Source organism: Acidaminobacter sp. (genome assembly GCF_030247605.1).
In the GTDB taxonomy this organism is placed as follows: Bacteria; Bacillota; Clostridia; order Peptostreptococcales; family Acidaminobacteraceae; genus Acidaminobacter.
In genome coordinates this window covers 41,487-60,279 of record NZ_JAOTSB010000014.1, presented here as the reverse complement: position 1 = coordinate 60,279, position 18,793 = coordinate 41,487, and the positions used below count along the sequence as shown (strand labels likewise).

Here is an 18,793-nt window from a genome sequence, read left to right as displayed (position 1 = left end):
AAAAGATAAGTCGATTATCTTTTTTCTCAGCTCAATTATTCGGAACGGCGTTCTGAAAAATGAGTTTGATAGGTGAATGACGTGTTGGAAGTGAAAATGTTGATGAAATGGGAGGCCAATACCTATGAGAATTTTGACCATCAATCCTGGCGGTACCTCGACTAAAGTTGCGATTTATGACAACGAGCGTGAGGTCTTTAAAAAGAGCATCGACCATACCCAGGCGGAGCTTCAGGGATTCAAGACGTTGTTTGATCAGTATGACTACAGAAAGAGCCTCATACTTAAGATTTTGGCGGAACAGAATGAGCCGCTGGAGGGGCTCAGCGCTGTAGCTGGGCGAGGCGGGCTGATGAAGGCCATCGAAGGCGGTGTTTACACGGTCAATGAGGCTATGATTTCAGACTTGAAAAATGCCATTCAAGGGGAGCATGCTTCCAATCTTGGGGCGGTGCTGGCCAGGCAGATCGCGGATGAGGCCGGGGTTGAGGCTTATGTGGTGGATCCGGTGTCCGTGGATGAGTTCATGCCAATCTCCAGACTCACAGGGCTGTCTGACATTGAGAAGGCCAGCTGGCTTCATGCGCTGAATCACAAGGCAGTCTGCAGAAAGACGGCCGCTAAGCTGGGGGGGCGCTATGAGGCGTTCAACTTCATAGTGGCGCACCTGGGCTCAGGGATCTCCATTGCGCCCCACGCCCATGGCAGAATGATCGACGGCAGTGGAGGTCGGTCAGACGGGCCGTTTTCTCCGGAGCGCAGCGGCGGGATCATCACTTATCCACTAGTCAAGCTGTGTTATTCGGGCAAGTATACCTATGGTGAAATGGTGGATAAGATCAGCAACACCGGCGGCATGTATGATTACCTCGGAACCAAGGACATGCGGGACATTGAGAGCCGTTGCCTGAGCGGTGACGAGAAGGCGCAGCTGGTCATGGACGCTTTTATATATCAGGTGTCCAAGGAAATTGCCATGTATGGGGCGTCGCTTCATGGGAAGGTGGACCGCATCATTCTCACAGGCGGCATAGCTTATTCGGCTTACGTGTGCCAGGAAATTGAGAAGCGTGTGGGTTATTTGGCGGAGGTTGAAATTGTTCCAGGGGAAATGGAAATGGAAGCGCTGGCCCTTGGAGCGCTCCGAGTGCTTAGCGGTGAAGAAGCGCCAAAAGTGTATCGGTAAAGGGGGCTTATGGATGGGTTCAGGGATGATGAGAAACTTTGGAGAGCTGATTGAGGCGGCGAAATCAGCACCGCGATCTGTGATCAGCGTCGCCGGTGCAGAGGACAGAGCGGTGCTGGAGGCGGTGAAGCTGGCTGAGGATCTGGGCTTTGTCCGCTCGATTCTGGTTGGGCGTCAGGCAGGGATTGAGAGCTTGGCGAAAGAGGTTGGGCTGACGGACTATGAGATTGTGGAGGCGGAAACCCCTGAGGAGGCGGTTGAGGCGGCGGTTCAAGCGGTGAGAGAGGGCCGGGCGAGCATCCTGATGAAGGGGTTCGTCAATACCAGCGTCTACATGAGGGGGATTCTGAGCCGTGAACGCGGACTCAGGACGGGACGGCTGCTTTCGCTCCTTGCGGTTTATGAGGTTCCCGGGTATCACAAGCTGATTTATGCCTCGGATAGTGGGGTCAACGTCAGCCCGGATCTGGCGCAGAAAAAGGATATATTGGCGAATTCGGTGCTGGCACTGAAGACCATCGGCATACCGGAACCTAAGGTGGCGGCGCTGACGGCGAATGAAATGGTGGATCCAAAGGTGGTCTCCACCGTGGACGCGGCGGCGCTGGTGGAAGCGGTGCGGTCTGGTGAGCTGCCGTCCTGTGTGATTGAGGGGCCTGTTGCCTTCGATGTGGCCTTTGACGCTGAGGCGGCGCGGCACAAAGGGGTCGAGAGCCGGATTGCGGGGGATGTGGATCTGCTGATTTTCCCTAATATCGAGACCGGGAATGTGCTGGGGAAGTCGTGGCTGCATTTCAATAAGGCGAAGTGGGCCGGGATCATTTTGGGGGCGAGCCATCCTGTGGTGCTGGGGTCGCGGTCCGATACGGCAGAGATTAAGCTGAATTCCATTGCGCTGGCGCATCTGGCGGCGAATTTGCAGTTATAGAGTGTTGGATTATGAGGAGGATAAGGTCATGAATTTTGCGAATCGAATGAATGCGCTGAAGCCGTCGGATATACGGGAGGTCATGAAGATGATTGCAGCCAATCCGGGGACGATTTCCTTTGCGGGCGGGCTGCCGGATCCGAAGCTGTTTCCGGGGGAGGCCATGCGGCAGGCGACGGACAAGGTGCTGCGGGAGCAGGCGGAGTCGGCTTTGCAATATGGGCTGACGCTGGGGTATGTGCCGCTGCGGCAGAAGATTGCCGGATTGATGGCGCGGGAGGGCGTGGTGACGGGGGTGGATAATATTGCCATCACCACTGGCTCTCAGCAGGCGATCAGTCTGAGTGCGCTGCTGTTTCTGAATGCCGGGGAAGTGGTCCTGACGGAGAACCCGAGTTATCTTGGGGCACTGACAGCGTTTAAGACTTTTGAGACGGATTACATAAGCGTGGACAGCGACGAGGCAGGCATGAAGCCGGAGGATCTGGAGGCGAAGCTCGTGGCGCATCCAGAGGCGAAGCTGATTTATGTCATTCCGAACTTCCAGAATCCGACGGGGCGGACCTGGTCCCTGGAGCGCCGGCAGGCACTAGTGGCACTGGCGGTCAAGTATGACCGGGTGATCCTGGAGGACAATGCTTATGGTGAGGTGCGGTTTGATGGTTCGCGGGTGCCTTCTGTTAAGTCGCTCGATCCTGGTAAGCATGTGGTACATATGGGCTCCTTTTCCAAGGTGCTGTCGCCGGGTCTCAGGGTGGGCTGGATCTGCGCCCACGAGGATTTCATCAAGAAATTTGAGCTTGTGAAATACGGCTGCGATCTTCAGCCGGCGGAGCTGGCGCAGATGCAGGTCGACGCGTTCCTTGAGGAAAATGATTTTGACGCGCATCTCGAGACGATCAAAGGGGTGTATAAGCGCAGGCGGGATCTGATGCTGGAGACTATGGAAGCGGCCTTTCCTTTGGAGGCCAGGTATGAGCGGCCGGAGGGCGGCATGTTTATCTGGGTGGAGCTCCCGTCTCATGTCGATACAAAAGCGATGCTGCCTGAAGCCATCAAGCGTGGTGTGGCTTATATTCCGGGGGAATCCTTTTATCCGCTGGCAGACCGGAACAACGCGATCCGGCTGAACTTCTCGACTATGGAGGACGACAAGATCGTGGAAGGGATCAAGCGCCTTGGGGCTTTGATTAAGGAAAGGCTGTAGCAACTGCGCTTCGTGGCTGGCGCCTAGTGCGCAGCTTTGGCGTTAAGTTTGGTGTCTGACACTGAGTTGAGATTGGTGTCAGACACTGAGTTGAGATTGGTGTCAGACACCGAGTTGAGTTTGGTGTCAGACACCGAGTTGAGTTTGGTGTCAGACACTGAGTTGAGATTGGTGTCAGACACTGAGTTGAGATTGGTGTCAGACACCGTGTTGAGTTTGGTGTCTGACACCGAGTTGCACTTGGTGTCAGACACTGAATTGAGATTGGTGTCAGACACTGAGTTGAGATTGGTGTCTGACACCGAGTTGAGTTTGGTGTCTGACACCGAGTTGAGTTTGGTGTCTGACACCGAGTTGAGTTTGGTGTCTGACACCGAGTTGAGTTTGGTGTCTGACACCGAGTTGCACTTGGTGTCAGTTACGGTAATATTTCTGTAACATTGAGGAGGATGCAAAATGAGCAAAGTATTGACGAAACCGCAGCGGTGCAAGCAATGTGGGCTGTGTGTCGCGGTTTGTCCTAAAAAAGCGATCTCTTTCAGCTCGGAGATCAATACAGCGGGTTATTTGTTCACGGTGATTGATGATGAGGCGTGCATCGCCTGCGGCATTTGTTACACCACGTGCCCGGACGGGGTCTACGAAATTCCCGGTACTAAGTGATGAAGCCAGGGTGCTAAGGCACTAAGGCGCTAAGACGCTCAGAAAAGAAGGAGGCAGCAGCATGTCAACCGTAAAAGGTGAAATGATAAAAGGCAATGAAGCAATCGCTGAGGCGGCGATCCGGGCGGGAGCCAGATTTTATGCGGGGTATCCCATCACGCCGTCATCGGAGATCATGGAGTATATGTCCTGGCGGCTGAAGGAGGTCGGAGGGGCCTTCGTTCAGGCGGAGTCAGAGATTGCGGGGATCAACATGATCATAGGCAGCGCCGCTTGCGGCGTCAGGTCCATCACGGCATCCTCGGGACCGGGCATCAGCCTCAAGCAGGAGGGCATGACCACCCTGTCCGACGAAGAGCTCCCAGCCGTGGTCGTCAACGTTGTGCGCTACGGCAACGGCATAGGGACGCTCCTTTCCGCCCAGTGCGACTACCATAGAGAGACCAGAGGCGGCGGTAACGGAGACTACAGATGTATAGTCCTCTGTCCGGCCAGCGTCCAGGAAGCAGCTGATCTCACCGTTGAAGCCTTCGACCTTGCGGAAAAATACAGAATGGTCTCCGTCCTCATGACAGAAGGCGCCCTGGGCCAGATGATGGAGCCCTGCGTGCTGCCGGAGATGCAAGCGCCAAAGCGCTTCGAATGGGGCTTCGACGGCAAATATACGAACAAGAAAATTGGCATCTTCGACCGGGACAGTATGAAAGAAGCGGTCGCCCTCAACGCTAAATACAACAAGGTAAAGGAAACGGAACAGCGCTGGGAAGCACAGCACATTGAAGATGCGGATTACGTGTTTGTGGCGTATGGGATGCCGGGTCGGGCGACTATTGGCGCGGTAGAGCAGCTCCGGGCTGAGGGCCACAAGGTAGGCTACATCCGGCCTATTACAGCATGGCCATTCCCGGAGAAGGCCTTCGAGCAGGTCAACCCGGACGTGAAGGGCTACATTTCCATTGAAGCCAACGCCACGGGGCAGCTGGTGGATGACATTGCGCTGACGGTCATGCGCCAGGGCAAGAAAAAGGGCAGCGACTGCAGCGGTGGAAGTTGTCCGGCACCAGTCTACTGTAACCCCCACGTCTACGGCGTGCCGTCCACCAAGGCAATTATGGAGGATTACGCCAAAGTCCTCAGCGGTGAAATGAAGGAGGTCTATTAATGGCTGCGAACGCGAACACGAACACGAACACGAGCGTCAAAACCAAGGTGAACATAAAACCGAGAAAAGTACCCGCACTGATCGACAGGCCCATGAGCTTTTGCCCGGGCTGCGGTCACGGGATCATCATACGGCTGATCGCCGAGTGCCTGGAGGAGCTGGGTCAAGATGACAACGTCATCTTTGGCATAGGCGTCGGCTGCTCCAGCCTTCTGGGCGGCGGCCTCGAAACCGACCGTCTCCACTGCTCCCACGGCCGGGCGGGCGCGGTTTGCACGGCCATTAAGCGCGTGAACCCGGACAACGTGGTCATTTCCTATCAGGGGGACGGGGACGCCTACAGCATCGGCATAGGCGAGACTACAAGCGCCGCCTACCGCAACGAGCGCTTCACCACCTTCGTAGTCAACAACACGAACTACGGCATGACCGGCGGCCAGATGAGCAACACCACCATGCCGGGCCAGAAAACCACAACCTCCCCCGATGGTCGCGACTGCACCACCACCGGCATGCCCCTGCGCTTTCCGGAGCTCGTCGCCTCGCAGTTTGATGCAGCCGCCTATGTGGCACGAGGCAGCGTCAGCACACCCGCGAACATCAACAAAACCAAGACCTACATCAAAAAGGCCCTCGAGGCCCAGCTCAGCGGCGAAGGCTACAGCGTCGTCGAAATCCTGTCCTCCTGCCCGACCAACTGGGGCATGACGGCCCCGGACGCCATGAAGCACCTGGATCAAGCCGTCACGCCGCACTTTCCCCTCGGTGAATTCAAAACCAGGGCAAATGAGCAAAGGGAGGTTAAATAGATGGCAGCATACAAAGAAATCATTTTCGCCGGCTCAGGCGGCCAGGGCGTACTCACCGTAGGCCTGCTCATGGCCGAGATGGCTCTGTTCAAAGGCCTCCACGCCACCTGGATCCCACAGTACGGCTCCGCCATGCGAGGCGGCACCGCCAACTGCACCGTCAAATTCAGCGAAAGCTACATCTACAACCCCTCCCAGGAAGAGGCGGATCTCTTACTCGCCATGAACGAGCCCTCCTTCCAGAAATTTTTGCCGATGGTCAAGGAAGGCGGCACCATTGTCATAAACAGCGACCTGGTGGATCCGGCGAAGTGCACGCGCACGGACGTCAAACTCATTGCGGTTCCTTGCTCGAGCATGGCCAAGGAGCTGGGCCACATGCTCGGGGCCAACATCATCATGGCAGGCGTCGTGGTGAAGGCCACCGGAGAGTTTACGGAGGAAGAGGCGCTGAATGGCATGAACCAGGTTTTCAGAAAGAAGGGCAAGGAGAAGTATGAGACTCTGAATTCCAGTGCGCTGAGGGCTGGGTTTGGGTTTATTTAGGAAGGTTGAAAAGCCTGAGACCAGAAGCCGCATGCTTCTGGTATCAGGCTTTTCCCCAATTAACTAAAGGTGAGAAGACAAAAGCAGAGAAGATGGCGCCCCGCGCCATCTTCTCTGCTTTTGTCTTCCTGTTTAAAGTGCGGATGTGAAACTCGGTGTCAGACACCGAGTTTCACATCTTACTCAACCCCTACCCCCGCAGCACATCAATCTTGCCTTTATTCACCACATACCGCTTCACCGGCCTGCCGGCGCCTGTATTGGTTTCGTTACACCCAACTTCACCGGGCTCCTCGCTGTTGATGATGGCGAGGAAACCATCGGCAGCTAACCGGCTGAGGATGCGGTTAGCGCTTCGGACAGTAATATTCAGGGCCTCGGCGACCTGATCCGAGGTCATGTACGGTGTGGTTGTTGAATAAGCGAGCAGCCGCTCGAGATTCTTAGGGGAAATGTTGAGCTGCTTGGAGAGGCGCTCACTTTGGGTCGGGAGCGGTCTGTATTCAATACAGTTTGGGTTTCCAATTGGGCCCCAGATTCTGTTGTTCTGGTCGACCATAAAGCCATGGCGAACGCCAAAATGCCTGGCCTCGGCCAGCGCCTCAATGGCGTGAACCCGGCCTTCCTCAACGCTGCTGCCTATCCCAATCCCGATATTGAAATTTTCAGGATAGTGTTCTGACAGATAATTCAAGAGCGGGAAGGCATAATGGTCCTGTGTGCTGCCAATCTCGACGCGGGAGAAGGTGATCTCATAGACGCCGGAAAGCTTGAGAATACTGTAATTCATCTGATGGATCATTCGAAAATCGACCAGGTGTTTGTACATTGTAATTTCCAGATACTCTGTGAGTCTGAAATCCGCCTTGGTCTGATCATCTATTAACAGATCGATATGCCCAACGGCCAGCTGATTGTTACTCAGGTGGTGCAGCCTGACTTCATCCACGGCGCGCTTAATAGCGTCCCGGATCGCGGCAGCTGGTGGATAAATGTGAATATACGGGATGCCAAGGGCTTCGAAATTGGGGATATTATTGGTAATCCGTGTAAAAACAACATCAATCTGTTGTGATTTCCAGAGGGTCAGGATTTCACCCAGGGTCATCTGGTACATAGTGCTGTCATAGACAAATGCTTTTGGCGTGATGGGCATCAAACTTTTTTCAATATACTGATTCAACCCCAGGTAATCGTTCGTTTCACTGATAAAGTCAGCATAGACACGCTCAAGGGTCGCGCCGGGGGACTCCGTGAGGTATTTCAGGAGCTGGCCAAAAAAGTATTGGGTGTCTACTTCAAGGTAGCTCAGCGGCAGATCAATCTGCTGGGTGTGGTCCTTAAAATACATATACCCGAGCTCGCCGCTGAAGATGATCGCATCCCAATCCGCGTAGGACGCGTTGTAAATGTCCAGAATATCTTCCGGCCGTTTATAGGTGTAATAAAGAAACTGACAGTCAAAGGGCTGAATCTCAAGTGCCTGACGTATGGCGTCCAAGGACTGGCCTGGTCCGATTACTGCGATTTTAAGCATTCGATCACTCCGATTCGTGAGTTCCTAACTCTTAGTTTAACTTAGTTTGGCGGTTTTGTGACTATGAATTTTTTGTATTTCGATTAGCGGGTCTTAGGAAATTAAAGACTTTATTCAGCCGATGGTCACAACACCAACACCTCACCCTGAAAGGCGGGAGCCATCAAAAGTCATATTTCTGAAAAAATAGTTAAAATAACGATCGCAAAAGTATTGAAATTTTATAAAAACGTGATAGAATCATCTTAAATTAAAGACTTAAAAAAAATAAGTCCAAAATAGGAGGTTTGAAATGACTAACGCGCTTTTTCAGGAATTATTATTTTCATTAGCATTTCTGAGTGTTTTTCTTCTTTTGGGGACCTTCCTCAGAGCAAAAGTAAAAGTACTGCAAAAGACTTTTATGCCTGCTTCAGTCGTTGGGGGATTCATTGCATTGCTGCTTGGACCCGTAGGATTTAAGTTAATCCCGGTGCCTGAATCCTGGATGGCAATCTTCTCTCTCTTGCCTGGTATCTTGATTGTACCAATTGTCGCCTCGGTGCCACTTGGACTGTCCTTTGGCAGTAAAGGCTCTAAAGGTAAAGGCGGGGCAGATTCAAAGGACATTGTCCCTATGTTCTTTATCCTGACCTTAATTGTTGGGCTTCAATACATGGTCGGTTTCATAGTGCATGCCATTTTCAAGGGCGCCGGCACTGAACTTTATGACACCTTTGGCTGGGAGCTGACTATGGGCTTTGCCGGCGGTCACGGCACGGCAGGTCTGCTCGGCAACATGCTTAAAGGGATGAACCTTCCATATTGGGAGATCGCACAGGGTGTGGGGATTACGACTGCGACCATCGGCCTCCTCGGCGGTATTCTTGGCGGTATTGTGCTGATCAACTGGGCGGCGCGATCCGGAAAAACCCAGCTTCTCGATAAACCTGGGGACATTCCTCAGCACATTCAAGTCGGTTATCAGACAGATGTCACCAAGCAGCCTTCTGTAGGCAGAGAAACGACGAACTCTTCTTCCATTGACACCTTCGCCTTCCACAGCGCGATTATATTGGCAGCCAGTGGCCTCGCCTACCTGATTCTTCATTACTTAAAGGTGTTTGAAGTACCGGTGCTTAAAGACATCTCAGTGTGGGGCTACGCGATCATTGTCATGTTTGGCGTCTGGTACGTCATGGTTAAACTCAAAATTGAGTATTTGGTCGATACCAAAGTCAAATCGAAAATTTCCGGATCTTTGACTGAAATTGCCGTTGTTGCAGCTATTGCAAGCCTTCCAGTCAAAGCCATCATGGCGTATATTTCACCAATTGTCGTCATGTCCATCTTGGGTTTTATCGTCACCTTCATACCGGCGATTTACTTTGCTAAGAAGTATATCAGCGAATATTGGTTCGAGCATGCCGTAGCTGCTATTGGGACCAGCACTGGCGTTTTCCTAACCGGACTGCTCCTGCTTAGAATCTGCGATCCGGAGCTGAAAAGCCCTGTTCTGGGCAACTATTCGATAGCCTATACCTTCAACTCGGTGCTTGGCTTCGCGGTCATGCAGTTTTATGTGGGACTAATGCTGTCAAAGGGTGCCATGTCAGTAGTGATGGCTGCCGGCTTACAAGCCGTCATTTGCCTGGTCGGACTGATCGTTTACAAGAAACTCGCAAATGGAACCAGCAAGCAAGCGGTCGAGACCAATTAGTTGATCTGATGACACAATGATGGTATGCGTCTCATGCCAACATGAAGGAGAAGACCATGAAAAATTTTGACATACAAAACATACAAAATGAACTGAAGACAATAGAGCAGGGCTTAACTCAGCTGAGCGATCAGCTGTGGGAGCTTGCGGAGACTAGATTTGAAGAATATCAGTCTGCCGCCATACTGATGTCTTATTTGGAAGGAGAGGGCTTTGCTGTCGAGAATAACCTGGCAGGTCTCCCAACCGCTTTTAAAGCCACCTTTGGCTCCGGTCAGCCGGTAATAGGAATCCTGGCCGAATACGACGCACTGTTCAGCCTCAGCCAGGAGGCGGACGTGACAGAGCGCAAGGTGATCAGCGGAAATGAGAACGGCAATGGCCACGGCTGCGGGCACCATTTGTTTGGGGCAGCATCCGTGGGTGGTGCCATAATGGTGAAGCGATACCTTGAGTCGACCGGCAGCGCCGGTACCGTTGTCCTGTTCGGCTGTCCGGGTGAGGAAGGCGGATCTGGGAAAGCCTACATGGCCAGAAGTGGGGCCTTTGACGGACTGGATGTGGCACTTGCGTGGCACCCGGCTTCAGTGAATCTCGTCATATCGGCAAGTATGCTGGCGAATCACCAGATCTACTATCAATTTAAAGGCAGGAGCTCCCATGCTGCGGCGTCTCCGCATCTTGGAAGAAGTGCCTTGGACGCTGTTGAGCTGATGAATGTTGGGGTCAATTACCTGAGAGAGCACATCATTCAAGAGGCCAGAGTCCACTACGCTGTGACCAATTCTGGCGGACTGTCTCCAAACGTCGTACAGCCTAACGCGGAATCCCTCTATCTGATCCGGGCACCTCATATCAAAGATGTTAAAGAGATCAACGCTCGGATTGACAATATTGCTCGTGGGGCTGCGCTCATGACGGAAACTGAGGTTACCATCCAGTTTGACAAAGCCTGCAGCAATGTGGTGCCCAATCTGGCTCTTGAGAAAGTCATCCATGAGACCATGATGGCATGCGGCGCGCCGGCGTTTGGTCCGGAAGATCATGACTATGCGAATAAGTTCAGCGCGACGCTGGATGCTCAGGCGCTCAATAAAGACGTTTTCATGCTGACGCTGGAACAGAATAAGGAAGTCAGAGAAGTCATCAAGTCACTTGAAGGAAAGTCTCTGTGTGATGCGGTCCTTCCGCATGCGCCATCAGACAGAATAGTCCCGGGATCCTCTGATGTTGGCGATGTCAGCTGGAACGTGCCAACGGCACAATTCGCAGTCTGCTGCTACGCGCTAGGGACGCCAGCCCATTCATGGCAAATGGTGGCCCAGGGCAAATCCTCTGTCGCCCATAAGGGGATGCTGAAGGCTGCTGAGATTTTCGCTGCGGCTTCCATCAAACTGCTTCACGATCCGGAGGCTATTGTACAGGCAAAAGAAGAATTTAAGGCCAGACTGGACGGAGATGTTTATGAGTGCCCGATTCCGCCGGAGATTCAGCCGAGGCGGATGGGGAATTGAAGTGAAGAGGATTTGTGGGCTTGTGTGGCATTAGACGCAGTGGCTGAGGACTATCGACACCTGCTTACACCACAATAAAAAAGACCTTGAGGTTGCGCGACCATCGGCAAACTCAAGGTTTTTCCTTATGCAGATCATCATCTACTCACCGCATGATTTTAAAATCTGATATAATGGAGACAGATTTGCCTGATTGGCGCTTTACCTCAATACTCCTTTCAGGTAAATATCCTTTCTTTTTTTGTCTTTACACCGATTGATTGGAGGCGAACCCTTTGACTTCTAAACTTAAAGTCTTTGTATTTGTGATCTATGAGGAGTCCATGGATTATTATCCTGCCATCCTCAGAAGGATCTTCGAGGACCATATAGATCTGGAAGTCAGACTGTATTCCGATCTCAGGCCTATAGACCCCTTCAGCGCCGACTTGATACTGTATACCTTGGGATTTTTAAAGCCTGTACTGATGGATAAATGCTTGAATCCAGCCGCGGAATTCATGCATATGGGTAATACGCTCCACGGTTCGTGCCTGGACAGCATCAAGCAGCTGGAAAGAGGCACTGATGTCCTATTAGTCAGTGAAGGCAGCATATTTCTATGGGATACAATTCTGACGCTTAAAGCCTATGGCATGGCGCATGTCAATTTTGTGCCCTACTATGGCCAGCGCCTGGATACCAGCGCTTACAAGTATGCTATCTACCTCGGCATCAGGTCTTATGAACTTCCTGAGGTCGAGCATACGATTGATTTAGGATGGCGCGTGCTTCACCCCTATGTCCTTCGAAGAATTGGCAAGGCAGCAGGTCTTGCAGAAAGCTTTCTCGAAGAAAAAATTTCAGCTTATATCGTGGACGAGACCGCGTTGTTGAATTACAACGAATGTGTGGAGATCTCCTACATCAGTGAATTTACTCAGGAGCGCCTGGCCATCATGAACCTATTGGATACCCCGGCGCTGCTGCTGAATGATCAGGATGTGGTCATGGGCTTCAACGAGCGTCTCAGAACTGAATTTCATAAGGATTTTGACCGAATGATCAGTCAAAAAGTCTCAAGAGATCAATTTTTAGACCGGCTCAGAAGCGCTTGTGAAGATCGCGGCGGAAACGGAAGCTTCGAACTTTCTCCAGATCAGCGCTATACCGTCAGTGTCAGAGCGATTGAAAGCTATGGTCAATCTGTCCATCACAGGGTTTTGCTGGAAGCGTTGCCCGTCGTTAAAATTGAATCCCAGGGTCAACTTGCCTACAAATTTGAAGACATTCTTTATAAGAGCAGCGTCATGAAGCGGATTGTAGAACTCGCCAGACATTTCTCATCAACGGATACAACCATTCTCATAGAAGGTCCTTCAGGTGTTGGAAAAGAACTGCTGGCCCATTCCGTTCACGCGGCGTCTACAAGGCGGCAGCGGCCATTTCACGCGGTCAACTGCGGCGCTTTTTCGGAATCACTACTGGAATCAGAGCTCTTTGGTTATGCCAGCGGCGCATTCACCGGCGCGCTTCGAAGCGGTAAGAAAGGTCTTTTAGAAAGCGCGCATGGCGGCACCGTTTTTCTGGATGAAATTGGAGAGGCAAGTTTGAAGCTTCAAGTTAAGCTGCTCCGCTTTCTTCAGGAAAAAGAAGTTCAGCCTATAGGATCCAGCATCGCAAGAAAAGTGGATGTCAGAGTCATTTGCGCGACAAACCGAAATCTGGAAGAAGCTATGGAAATGGGTGACTTCAGAGAAGACCTCTACTATCGCATCAGTACGGTGACACTGTCAGTGCCGCCGCTAAGCGAACGCAGGGAGGACATTGAACCCATCCTGATGGATGCACTTGGACAATATACATATCATTTGAGCGAGCCGCTGCGAGCGTTTATCAGTCGGTACCCTTGGCCGGGAAACGCCAGGGAGCTCAAGGGCTGCGCTGAGTACATGCTGAGCTTTGACACAAGGCTGCTTGAGGTCAAACACTTGCCGGACAAATACCAAAAGTGGATTCTAAAGCATCTCGATTCTGAGTCTTTCGGACCTGAGCAACTTAAATCCAATGAGAGAAGGCCCCTCTCAGTGCCTCACATTGAGAAATCGGTTCCACTGGAGGAGACCAAATCATCAATGTCTTTGGAAGACCTTATTCTCCTTGAAATTGACCATGGTTGCTGCGGACGCAGGAAACTTGTCAAGCGGTTGGAAGATCAGGGGTATAGAATCACAGAATATCGAATCAATAATCTGCTGGACAGGCTAAAAAAGCAGGGCTTCATTCAGGTTGAAAAGGGCAAGGGAGGCACCAGTCTCACAAAAGCGGGAAGAGAAAAACGACTTTCAGTTAATCGTCGTGTAGAATAAGTTGTTTATGAAAGCACGTGTGAAATCTCGCGGGGACAAACTATGAACATAGCCCTTCGCACCAAAACAAACCAAAACGAACCAATAAATCAACCAGAAAGACATGAAAAAGGAATTCATACCATTATTACGATCCATAATGATCAAGACGGCGCGCCTCAGGCGCGTCTTTTTATTTGTGAATATAGCGTTTTCAAGGTCTTGAAAAAAATCTTATGAATATCATATAAATTACAGAATTGGCTCAATATTTGCGTTATTTAAAATCAATGACAGTGTTCATCACAAGTGTCATAGATTAACAGGGGAGGTCATATCCGTGGAGTTCAGCAATACAGAAAAAACTCTAAAACTTTCAGACAGTATCGAAAGGCGTCAAACTGGGAGCTTCAGCATCTCAGGAAACGGAGAAATTAAACTTGATGAGGTGGCACTCAAAGCGCTTGGTTTTGTGATTCAGTGGTCAGAAGACGGTACGGTTGGAACGCTGACAAAGGTCAAAGATGGAGAAGTCGTCCTGAGCGAGGAAGAAATGGCCTTTGCCGCAACAGCAACCGATTTTACTGAACTGATTTCAGCGGTAGCCCGCAAGATCTACGATCACCCGCAAATGGCTTTTACAGAAACGCATGCGTGTGAGCTGCTGTGCGAGGTATTCAGCTCACATGGATTTGAGGTTGAACGCAATTTGAGAGGCGTCAATCCGATCACCAAGGAAGCATGGACCATGGATACGGCGTTTATGGCGACATTGATGGGCAACGCGGATGGGCCCACTATAGCGCTGCTGCTGGAATACGACGCACTGCCGGATGGCCATGCCTGCGGTCACAATCTGATCGCCTCAGCCGGACTGACGGCAGCGCTGATGTTGGCAAAGCAAATGGAAGTCCTGCCAGGGAAGCTGGTCGTCTATGGAACACCTGGTGAAGAGGGAAAAGCTGGGAAAGCCCACATGGTCGAAGCAGGACTTTTTAGCGGCGTGGACGTGGCCTTAACCACTCATCCGGGAGATCGCTGGGCAACCGGATCGGACTTCCTTGCGACTAAAACGGCTACTATTGTCTACAAAGGTGTACCTTCCCATGCCTCTGCCGCGCCGGAAAAGGGCATCAGTGCCCTGGATGCCGCAGTGATTGCCTACAATGCCATAGAGCTTCAGCGCGAGCATCTTAGAAGCGATGCCAGAGTCCACGGCTTTATCAGAGACGGCGGAAAAGTCACCAACGTTGTGCCGGACCGAGCAGAAATGGACTGGGGCGTCCGGGCGCTGGACAACATTTACATGGAGAAGCTGGCGGATATGATCGAGCGCTGCGCAAGGGCAGGCGCCCTGGCCACAGGCGCTGACATGGAGATTTCCTGGAGTGTGACTTACGGCGCGCCGGTCAAAGTCGAAGCGCTCGACACCCTGGTCATTCGGCTGGCTGAGGCGCTGAATCCGGGATTGATCAAACCCTTTGACGTCCTTGGCTCTTCGGATGTCGGCAACGTGTCCTTCGAGCTTCCGACATGCAATCTCTGGTTTGGCATTACCCCTGAAGGGATTATGCCGCACACCAAAGAATTCCTTGCCGCCTCAGGGGCGTCCGAATCCATCCCATCGGTTCTTACCGCCGGCACCGTCATTGCTCTGGCAGCCAGAAGGCTGTTCAAGGATCAGAAACTGGTCCAGGACTATAAGACAGCTTTTGAATTATCCAAACAGAAGTTGATTGCGAAGGGCTAACCTAAGCAGTGAACCATATTATCAAGAGGAGGCTATTCAATGAAGTATGGATTTGAAATCGCATTTGTCCTTGTACTCGCCATCATTTTTGTTTCTGAAACCATCTCCGCAAAGCTGAAAGGCAAAGTTCCGGCACTGTTTCTCATGACGGTGATCACCCTCATTGGTTACTGGACTGTGATCCCGATGGACATTGTCGAAGTCTCAGGCCTGTCTGCCGTCAAAAACATCATGATGATGATCATTCTGATCCACATGGGCACCCTGCTTGAACTCGAGCAGCTCAAGCGGGAATGGAAGACAGTCGTCATAGCCCTGGCAGCCGTAGTGGGGATCGCGGCGATTTTCCTGAGCATTGGCGGTATGCTGCTCGGCGACAAGCTCCTCTCTCTGACCGCGATCGCGCCTCTGGCGGGCGGCGGCATGGCCGGCATCCTGACCAGTCAGGCACTTACAAACGGTGGATTTACCGACTTAGCCGTCTGGCCAATTCTCCTCATCACCCTTCAGGGCTTCGTAGGCATGCCGATTGTCGCTTTCCTCGTCCGCGGCGAGATGAGAGACCTCCTGGCTAAAGTGCGCAGGGGTGAGTTGAAACATCCAAAGGACGTTCAAGCGGCATCTGATGCTTCTCAAAAGACAAAACTGATCGACAAGCTGCCTGCGCTTTATAAGACGCCGGCCTTCTACTTCCTCATTCTTGCGATTCTGGGCACTTTAAACCTTGCCCTATACGTCAATGTAACCTCAAAAATACCGTATGTTTCCCTAATGATGGACAAATCCATCATGGCACTGGTAATTGGCGTGGTGCTTGGCAACCTCGGTCTGCTGGATAAAGGCGTCATGAGCAAGACTATGTCCAGCGGCATTTTGGACATCAGCTTCTATGCCTACATCATGACCTTCCTCACCGGTGCCAGCATCGCGACTATCAAGGCAATGTTGCTGCCACTGGTGCTGACCTTTGTCATGGCGACCATCGGCATAGGCGTTTTCAGCTGGATTGTGGGCCGGGGCGTGGGTTATTCAGCAAGGATGGCCATGGCTGTAGGTTATAACTGTTACTTAGGTTTTCCATTTAATTATATGATCACAAAAGAAGCCGCGAGGGCAGTCGCCGGCAGCCCTGAAGAAGAGGAGATCTTATTCGACACCCTGCTCCCAACCATGCTGATCGCCGGTTTCATCTGTGTCACCATTGTCTCGGTCTTGATGGCGGGTGTGCTGAGCGCGATGATTTAAGTACATCGGATTTGTGTTCGCCTTCCTAAAAGCCGATGGAAGTTTATGTAAAATCTACTGCTGCAATCCCAATTGTAAAAGTCCCGGTCGATGGTCAAACTACCATCGGCCGGGACTTTTCTCTTAATGGATTCATTTTTCACACAGCATGCCCAACAGGCGCCCGGGGCTTCTCGCGGTACAGCTCACTGAAGGCGGCACCGCTCAGGATCAAGACGGCACCAATCACCTGAAGTCCTGTCAGTTGCTCATGAAGGAAGACGGCTGAAAAGACGAGGGCGGACAAGGGTTCCAAATAGCCAATAATGGACACGGAACCAGTCGAAAGCTGGTCTATGGAAGCGAAATACAGGTAGCAGCCTATGGCGGTGTTGACCAACCCAAAAATCAGAATAGGAAGTATATAATTTGAGACATCGAGGCTGGGCGCTCCCTGCCTGAATAAGGTATAGAGGGCAACAATGGCAAAGCTCATGAGCAGCTGATATAAGGCGTTTTCAAGTCCTGTCACTTTGAAGGCTTTTTTATTGAACACAATCATGACGGCGTACATAACTGCAGAGGACAGCCCGCAAAACAAGCCCCAGGTGAGCCCGCTCGTCAACAGACCGAGGCCATTGACAAAGAGCATGCCAAGCATCACCGAGCCAAGTCCGACGAGCCTCGCAGACGTCAGTCGCTCGTTAAACAGAAGTGGGGAGATGGCAATAACCAGGACGGGTCCGCTGTAATAGGCCAATGAAGCGATACTGACCCCAATTTCGGAGTAGGCTTCGAAGAGAAAGATCCAGCTGATGCCCAGGGCGGCTCCGGAAATCAGAGCATAGACCCAGTGCTTTTTATGATGGATCGCTTTAAACTTGCCGCCGCTCATCAGGAACAAAGCGAGCAGAAAGAGGCTGCCAATCAAGGTGCGCCAAAAAACAACTTCATAACTGCTGAGCAATATCAAACTGGCCATTATGCCATTGGACCCAAATAAGAGCAGTGAAAACACATATTTGAAATAAGGGTTGTTCATTCTAATCCTCCTGCTTGACGACAATTCGATAATAATATAACATTCTAAAATGAATCACAAAAGCGAATTGTTATCATGAGAAACATGACAAAATGTCATGCAAGAGGTGTGTTGATATATGGATATGAATTTGAATCTGCAAAAGCTGATGGCGTTCGTCAAAACCGTGGAGTGCGGCAGCTTTACTAAGGCTGCTGAAGCCTTGAATTATACCCAGTCCGGGGTCAGCAGGATGATTCAGGACTTGGAAAAGGATTGGAATACTTCATTGCTGGAGCGGAGCAGGGCGGGGGTCAGGCTGACATCTGAAGGTGTTCTTCTCTTGCCCTATGCCAAAACGCTGTGCCTTGAATACCAGAAGCTTCAGAAACAAGTCGATGAACTAAACGGGCTGCAGTCAGGCTTGATCCGAATTGGCACAATATCCAGCATTGCGACCCACTGGCTGCCTAACATTATCAAGGCTTTCCAGCAGGACTATCCCGGTATAGATTATGAGCTGTTGCTGGGGGATTATTCGGAAATTGAAGCCTGGATCCTGGAAGGTCGCGTTGACTGTGGTTTTTTGCTGCAGCCGGCTCACCCGGATCTGGAGACGATCTATTTGGGGCAGGATGAATTGTTGGTTATATTGCCGGAGCATCACCCATTGGTCGAATTCGATAGGGTTCCCTTTAAAGCGCTTTGCGACCAGCCCTTTATGCTGCTGGATCGCGGCGGTCGGTCTGAAGTGAAAGAATTTTTTGAGCAGTATGGGATTTCACCAATGGTAAAATTTACGACATGGGATGATTATGCCATCATGTCAATGGTCGAAAGCGGGCTGGGCATCAGTTTGCTGCCGCAATTGATCCTGCAGCGCGTTCCTTACCGAATTGTCACCAAAAGACTGGACGTCCCGGCTTATCGTGAGATCTGCCTGGCGCTGAGAAGCAAGCAGACCGCGTCTCATGCAGTGAAGCGGTTTCTGGAGTATCTGCCGTTTCGTAGTGAGGGCGAGACAGTAGTGTAAAAGGATGTTTGAAAATAAGAAAACCATCGGCTAAAGTGAAAAGCTTTTGCCGATGGTTTTTTGCATACTGACTTTCCAAACATAGTGAAACTGGGTGTCAGCGGCTGAAACCTATCGACCCCCAGTTTCACCTCAAGACACTGAAACTCGGTGTCAGACACCCGGTTTCATCTCACTACTGTGAAAC

16 protein-coding genes are annotated in these 18,793 nt (G+C 51.5%); 13 read left to right on the top strand and 3 right to left on the bottom strand.

What is annotated here, in order from left to right; genetic code table 11:
• The first annotated feature begins 124 nt into the window (after positions 1-124).
• Genes buk through OEL90_RS08270 form a run of 3 tightly spaced genes read left to right on the top strand, consistent with a single transcriptional unit; the run spans position 125 to position 3,321 of the window.
• Positions 125-1,186 carry a butyrate kinase gene (buk, locus tag OEL90_RS08280; RefSeq protein WP_291403596.1) on the top strand — a complete coding sequence of 354 codons (1,062 nt, stop codon included), beginning with the start codon at positions 125-127 and terminating at the stop codon, positions 1,184-1,186.
• Positions 1,187-1,199: 13 nt separating this feature from the next.
• Entirely contained in the window at positions 1,200-2,114 is a 915-nt protein-coding gene (locus OEL90_RS08275) for a phosphate acyltransferase (RefSeq protein WP_331488115.1), read from the top strand.
• Between the two features lie 28 nt (positions 2,115-2,142).
• Positions 2,143-3,321, top strand: a complete 1,179-nt coding sequence (locus OEL90_RS08270) for a PLP-dependent aminotransferase family protein (protein ID WP_300687863.1) — start codon at positions 2,143-2,145, stop codon at positions 3,319-3,321.
• 23 nt (positions 3,322-3,344) lie between these two features.
• On the opposite strand, the gene OEL90_RS08265 is transcribed toward OEL90_RS08270, so the two are convergent.
• Positions 3,345-3,719 carry a hypothetical protein gene (locus tag OEL90_RS08265; RefSeq protein WP_300687861.1) on the bottom strand — a complete coding sequence of 125 codons (375 nt, stop codon included), beginning with the start codon at positions 3,717-3,719 and terminating at the stop codon, positions 3,345-3,347.
• Between the two features lie 58 nt (positions 3,720-3,777).
• Between OEL90_RS08265 and OEL90_RS08260 the strand changes: the two genes are divergently transcribed.
• The 4 genes from OEL90_RS08260 to OEL90_RS08245 all read left to right on the top strand — a co-directional run bounded on the left by OEL90_RS08260 (position 3,778) and on the right by OEL90_RS08245 (position 6,501).
• Positions 3,778-3,984 (top strand): 4Fe-4S binding protein, encoded by a 207-nt coding sequence (locus OEL90_RS08260; protein WP_291403588.1) that lies wholly within the window; start codon positions 3,778-3,780, stop codon positions 3,982-3,984.
• A 61-nt stretch (positions 3,985-4,045) separates the two neighbouring features.
• Positions 4,046-5,146 carry a 3-methyl-2-oxobutanoate dehydrogenase subunit beta gene (locus tag OEL90_RS08255; RefSeq protein WP_300687859.1) on the top strand — a complete coding sequence of 367 codons (1,101 nt, stop codon included), beginning with the start codon at positions 4,046-4,048 and terminating at the stop codon, positions 5,144-5,146.
• Positions 5,146-5,955 (top strand): thiamine pyrophosphate-dependent enzyme, encoded by an 810-nt coding sequence (locus OEL90_RS08250; RefSeq protein ID WP_300687857.1) that lies wholly within the window; start codon positions 5,146-5,148, stop codon positions 5,953-5,955. Before OEL90_RS08255 ends, OEL90_RS08250 begins: the two co-directional genes overlap by 1 nt.
• Positions 5,956-6,501, top strand: a complete 546-nt coding sequence (locus tag OEL90_RS08245; protein WP_291403582.1) for a 2-oxoacid:acceptor oxidoreductase family protein — start codon at positions 5,956-5,958, stop codon at positions 6,499-6,501.
• Positions 6,502-6,691: 190 nt separating this feature from the next.
• On the opposite strand, the gene OEL90_RS08240 is transcribed toward OEL90_RS08245, so the two are convergent.
• Positions 6,692-8,038: a hypothetical protein gene (locus OEL90_RS08240; protein WP_300687856.1), complete on the bottom strand. Its 1,347-nt coding sequence runs from the start codon at positions 8,036-8,038 to the stop codon at positions 6,692-6,694.
• A gap of 292 nt (positions 8,039-8,330) precedes the next feature.
• Between OEL90_RS08240 and OEL90_RS08235 the strand changes: the two genes are divergently transcribed.
• From OEL90_RS08235 to OEL90_RS08215, 5 genes are all read left to right on the top strand, one after another.
• Positions 8,331-9,737, top strand: coding sequence for a sodium/glutamate symporter (locus OEL90_RS08235; RefSeq protein WP_291403578.1), 1,407 nt, complete (start codon positions 8,331-8,333; stop codon positions 9,735-9,737).
• 56 nt (positions 9,738-9,793) lie between these two features.
• Positions 9,794-11,251: a M20 family metallopeptidase gene (locus tag OEL90_RS08230; RefSeq protein ID WP_291403576.1), complete on the top strand. Its 1,458-nt coding sequence runs from the start codon at positions 9,794-9,796 to the stop codon at positions 11,249-11,251.
• A 275-nt stretch (positions 11,252-11,526) separates the two neighbouring features.
• Complete coding sequence (locus OEL90_RS08225) at positions 11,527-13,599, top strand: sigma-54 interaction domain-containing protein (RefSeq protein ID WP_300687855.1); 2,073 nt, start codon at positions 11,527-11,529, stop codon at positions 13,597-13,599.
• Positions 13,600-13,918: 319 nt separating this feature from the next.
• The gene (locus tag OEL90_RS08220) at positions 13,919-15,328 is read left to right on the top strand and encodes a M20 family metallopeptidase (RefSeq protein ID WP_300687853.1); all 1,410 of its coding nucleotides are present in this window, start codon (positions 13,919-13,921) and stop codon (positions 15,326-15,328) included.
• 39 nt (positions 15,329-15,367) lie between these two features.
• Positions 15,368-16,573, top strand: coding sequence for a hypothetical protein (locus tag OEL90_RS08215; protein ID WP_300687852.1), 1,206 nt, complete (start codon positions 15,368-15,370; stop codon positions 16,571-16,573).
• A 139-nt stretch (positions 16,574-16,712) separates the two neighbouring features.
• Here OEL90_RS08215 and OEL90_RS08210 read toward each other — a convergent pair whose 3' ends face one another.
• Entirely contained in the window at positions 16,713-17,594 is an 882-nt protein-coding gene (locus tag OEL90_RS08210) for a DMT family transporter (protein WP_300687851.1), read from the bottom strand.
• A gap of 118 nt (positions 17,595-17,712) precedes the next feature.
• On the opposite strand from OEL90_RS08210, the gene OEL90_RS08205 reads away from it, so the two are divergent.
• Positions 17,713-18,606, top strand: a complete 894-nt coding sequence (locus OEL90_RS08205) for a LysR family transcriptional regulator (RefSeq protein ID WP_331488114.1) — start codon at positions 17,713-17,715, stop codon at positions 18,604-18,606.
• Positions 18,607-18,793 lie beyond the last annotated feature (187 nt).

Bases quoted from the DNA above. Each gene is read 5' to 3' on its own strand.
- OEL90_RS08205 (WP_331488114.1), top strand. From the start codon at position 17,713: ATGGATATGAATTTGAATCTGCAAAAGCTGATGGCGTTCGTCAAAACC.
- OEL90_RS08275 (WP_331488115.1), top strand. From the start codon at position 1,200: ATGGGTTCAGGGATGATGAGAAACTTTGGAGAGCTGATTGAGGCGGCG.
- OEL90_RS08235 (WP_291403578.1), top strand. From the start codon at position 8,331: ATGACTAACGCGCTTTTTCAGGAATTATTATTTTCATTAGCATTTCTG.
- OEL90_RS08210 (WP_300687851.1), bottom strand. From the start codon at position 17,594: ATGAACAACCCTTATTTCAAATATGTGTTTTCACTGCTCTTATTTGGG.
- OEL90_RS08240 (WP_300687856.1), bottom strand. From the start codon at position 8,038: ATGCTTAAAATCGCAGTAATCGGACCAGGCCAGTCCTTGGACGCCATA.
- OEL90_RS08255 (WP_300687859.1), top strand. From the start codon at position 4,046: ATGTCAACCGTAAAAGGTGAAATGATAAAAGGCAATGAAGCAATCGCT.
- OEL90_RS08215 (WP_300687852.1), top strand. From the start codon at position 15,368: ATGAAGTATGGATTTGAAATCGCATTTGTCCTTGTACTCGCCATCATT.
- OEL90_RS08260 (WP_291403588.1), top strand. From the start codon at position 3,778: ATGAGCAAAGTATTGACGAAACCGCAGCGGTGCAAGCAATGTGGGCTG.
- OEL90_RS08270 (WP_300687863.1), top strand. From the start codon at position 2,143: ATGAATTTTGCGAATCGAATGAATGCGCTGAAGCCGTCGGATATACGG.
- OEL90_RS08250 (WP_300687857.1), top strand. From the start codon at position 5,146: ATGGCTGCGAACGCGAACACGAACACGAACACGAGCGTCAAAACCAAG.
- OEL90_RS08230 (WP_291403576.1), top strand. From the start codon at position 9,794: ATGAAAAATTTTGACATACAAAACATACAAAATGAACTGAAGACAATA.
- buk (WP_291403596.1), top strand. From the start codon at position 125: ATGAGAATTTTGACCATCAATCCTGGCGGTACCTCGACTAAAGTTGCG.
- OEL90_RS08245 (WP_291403582.1), top strand. From the start codon at position 5,956: ATGGCAGCATACAAAGAAATCATTTTCGCCGGCTCAGGCGGCCAGGGC.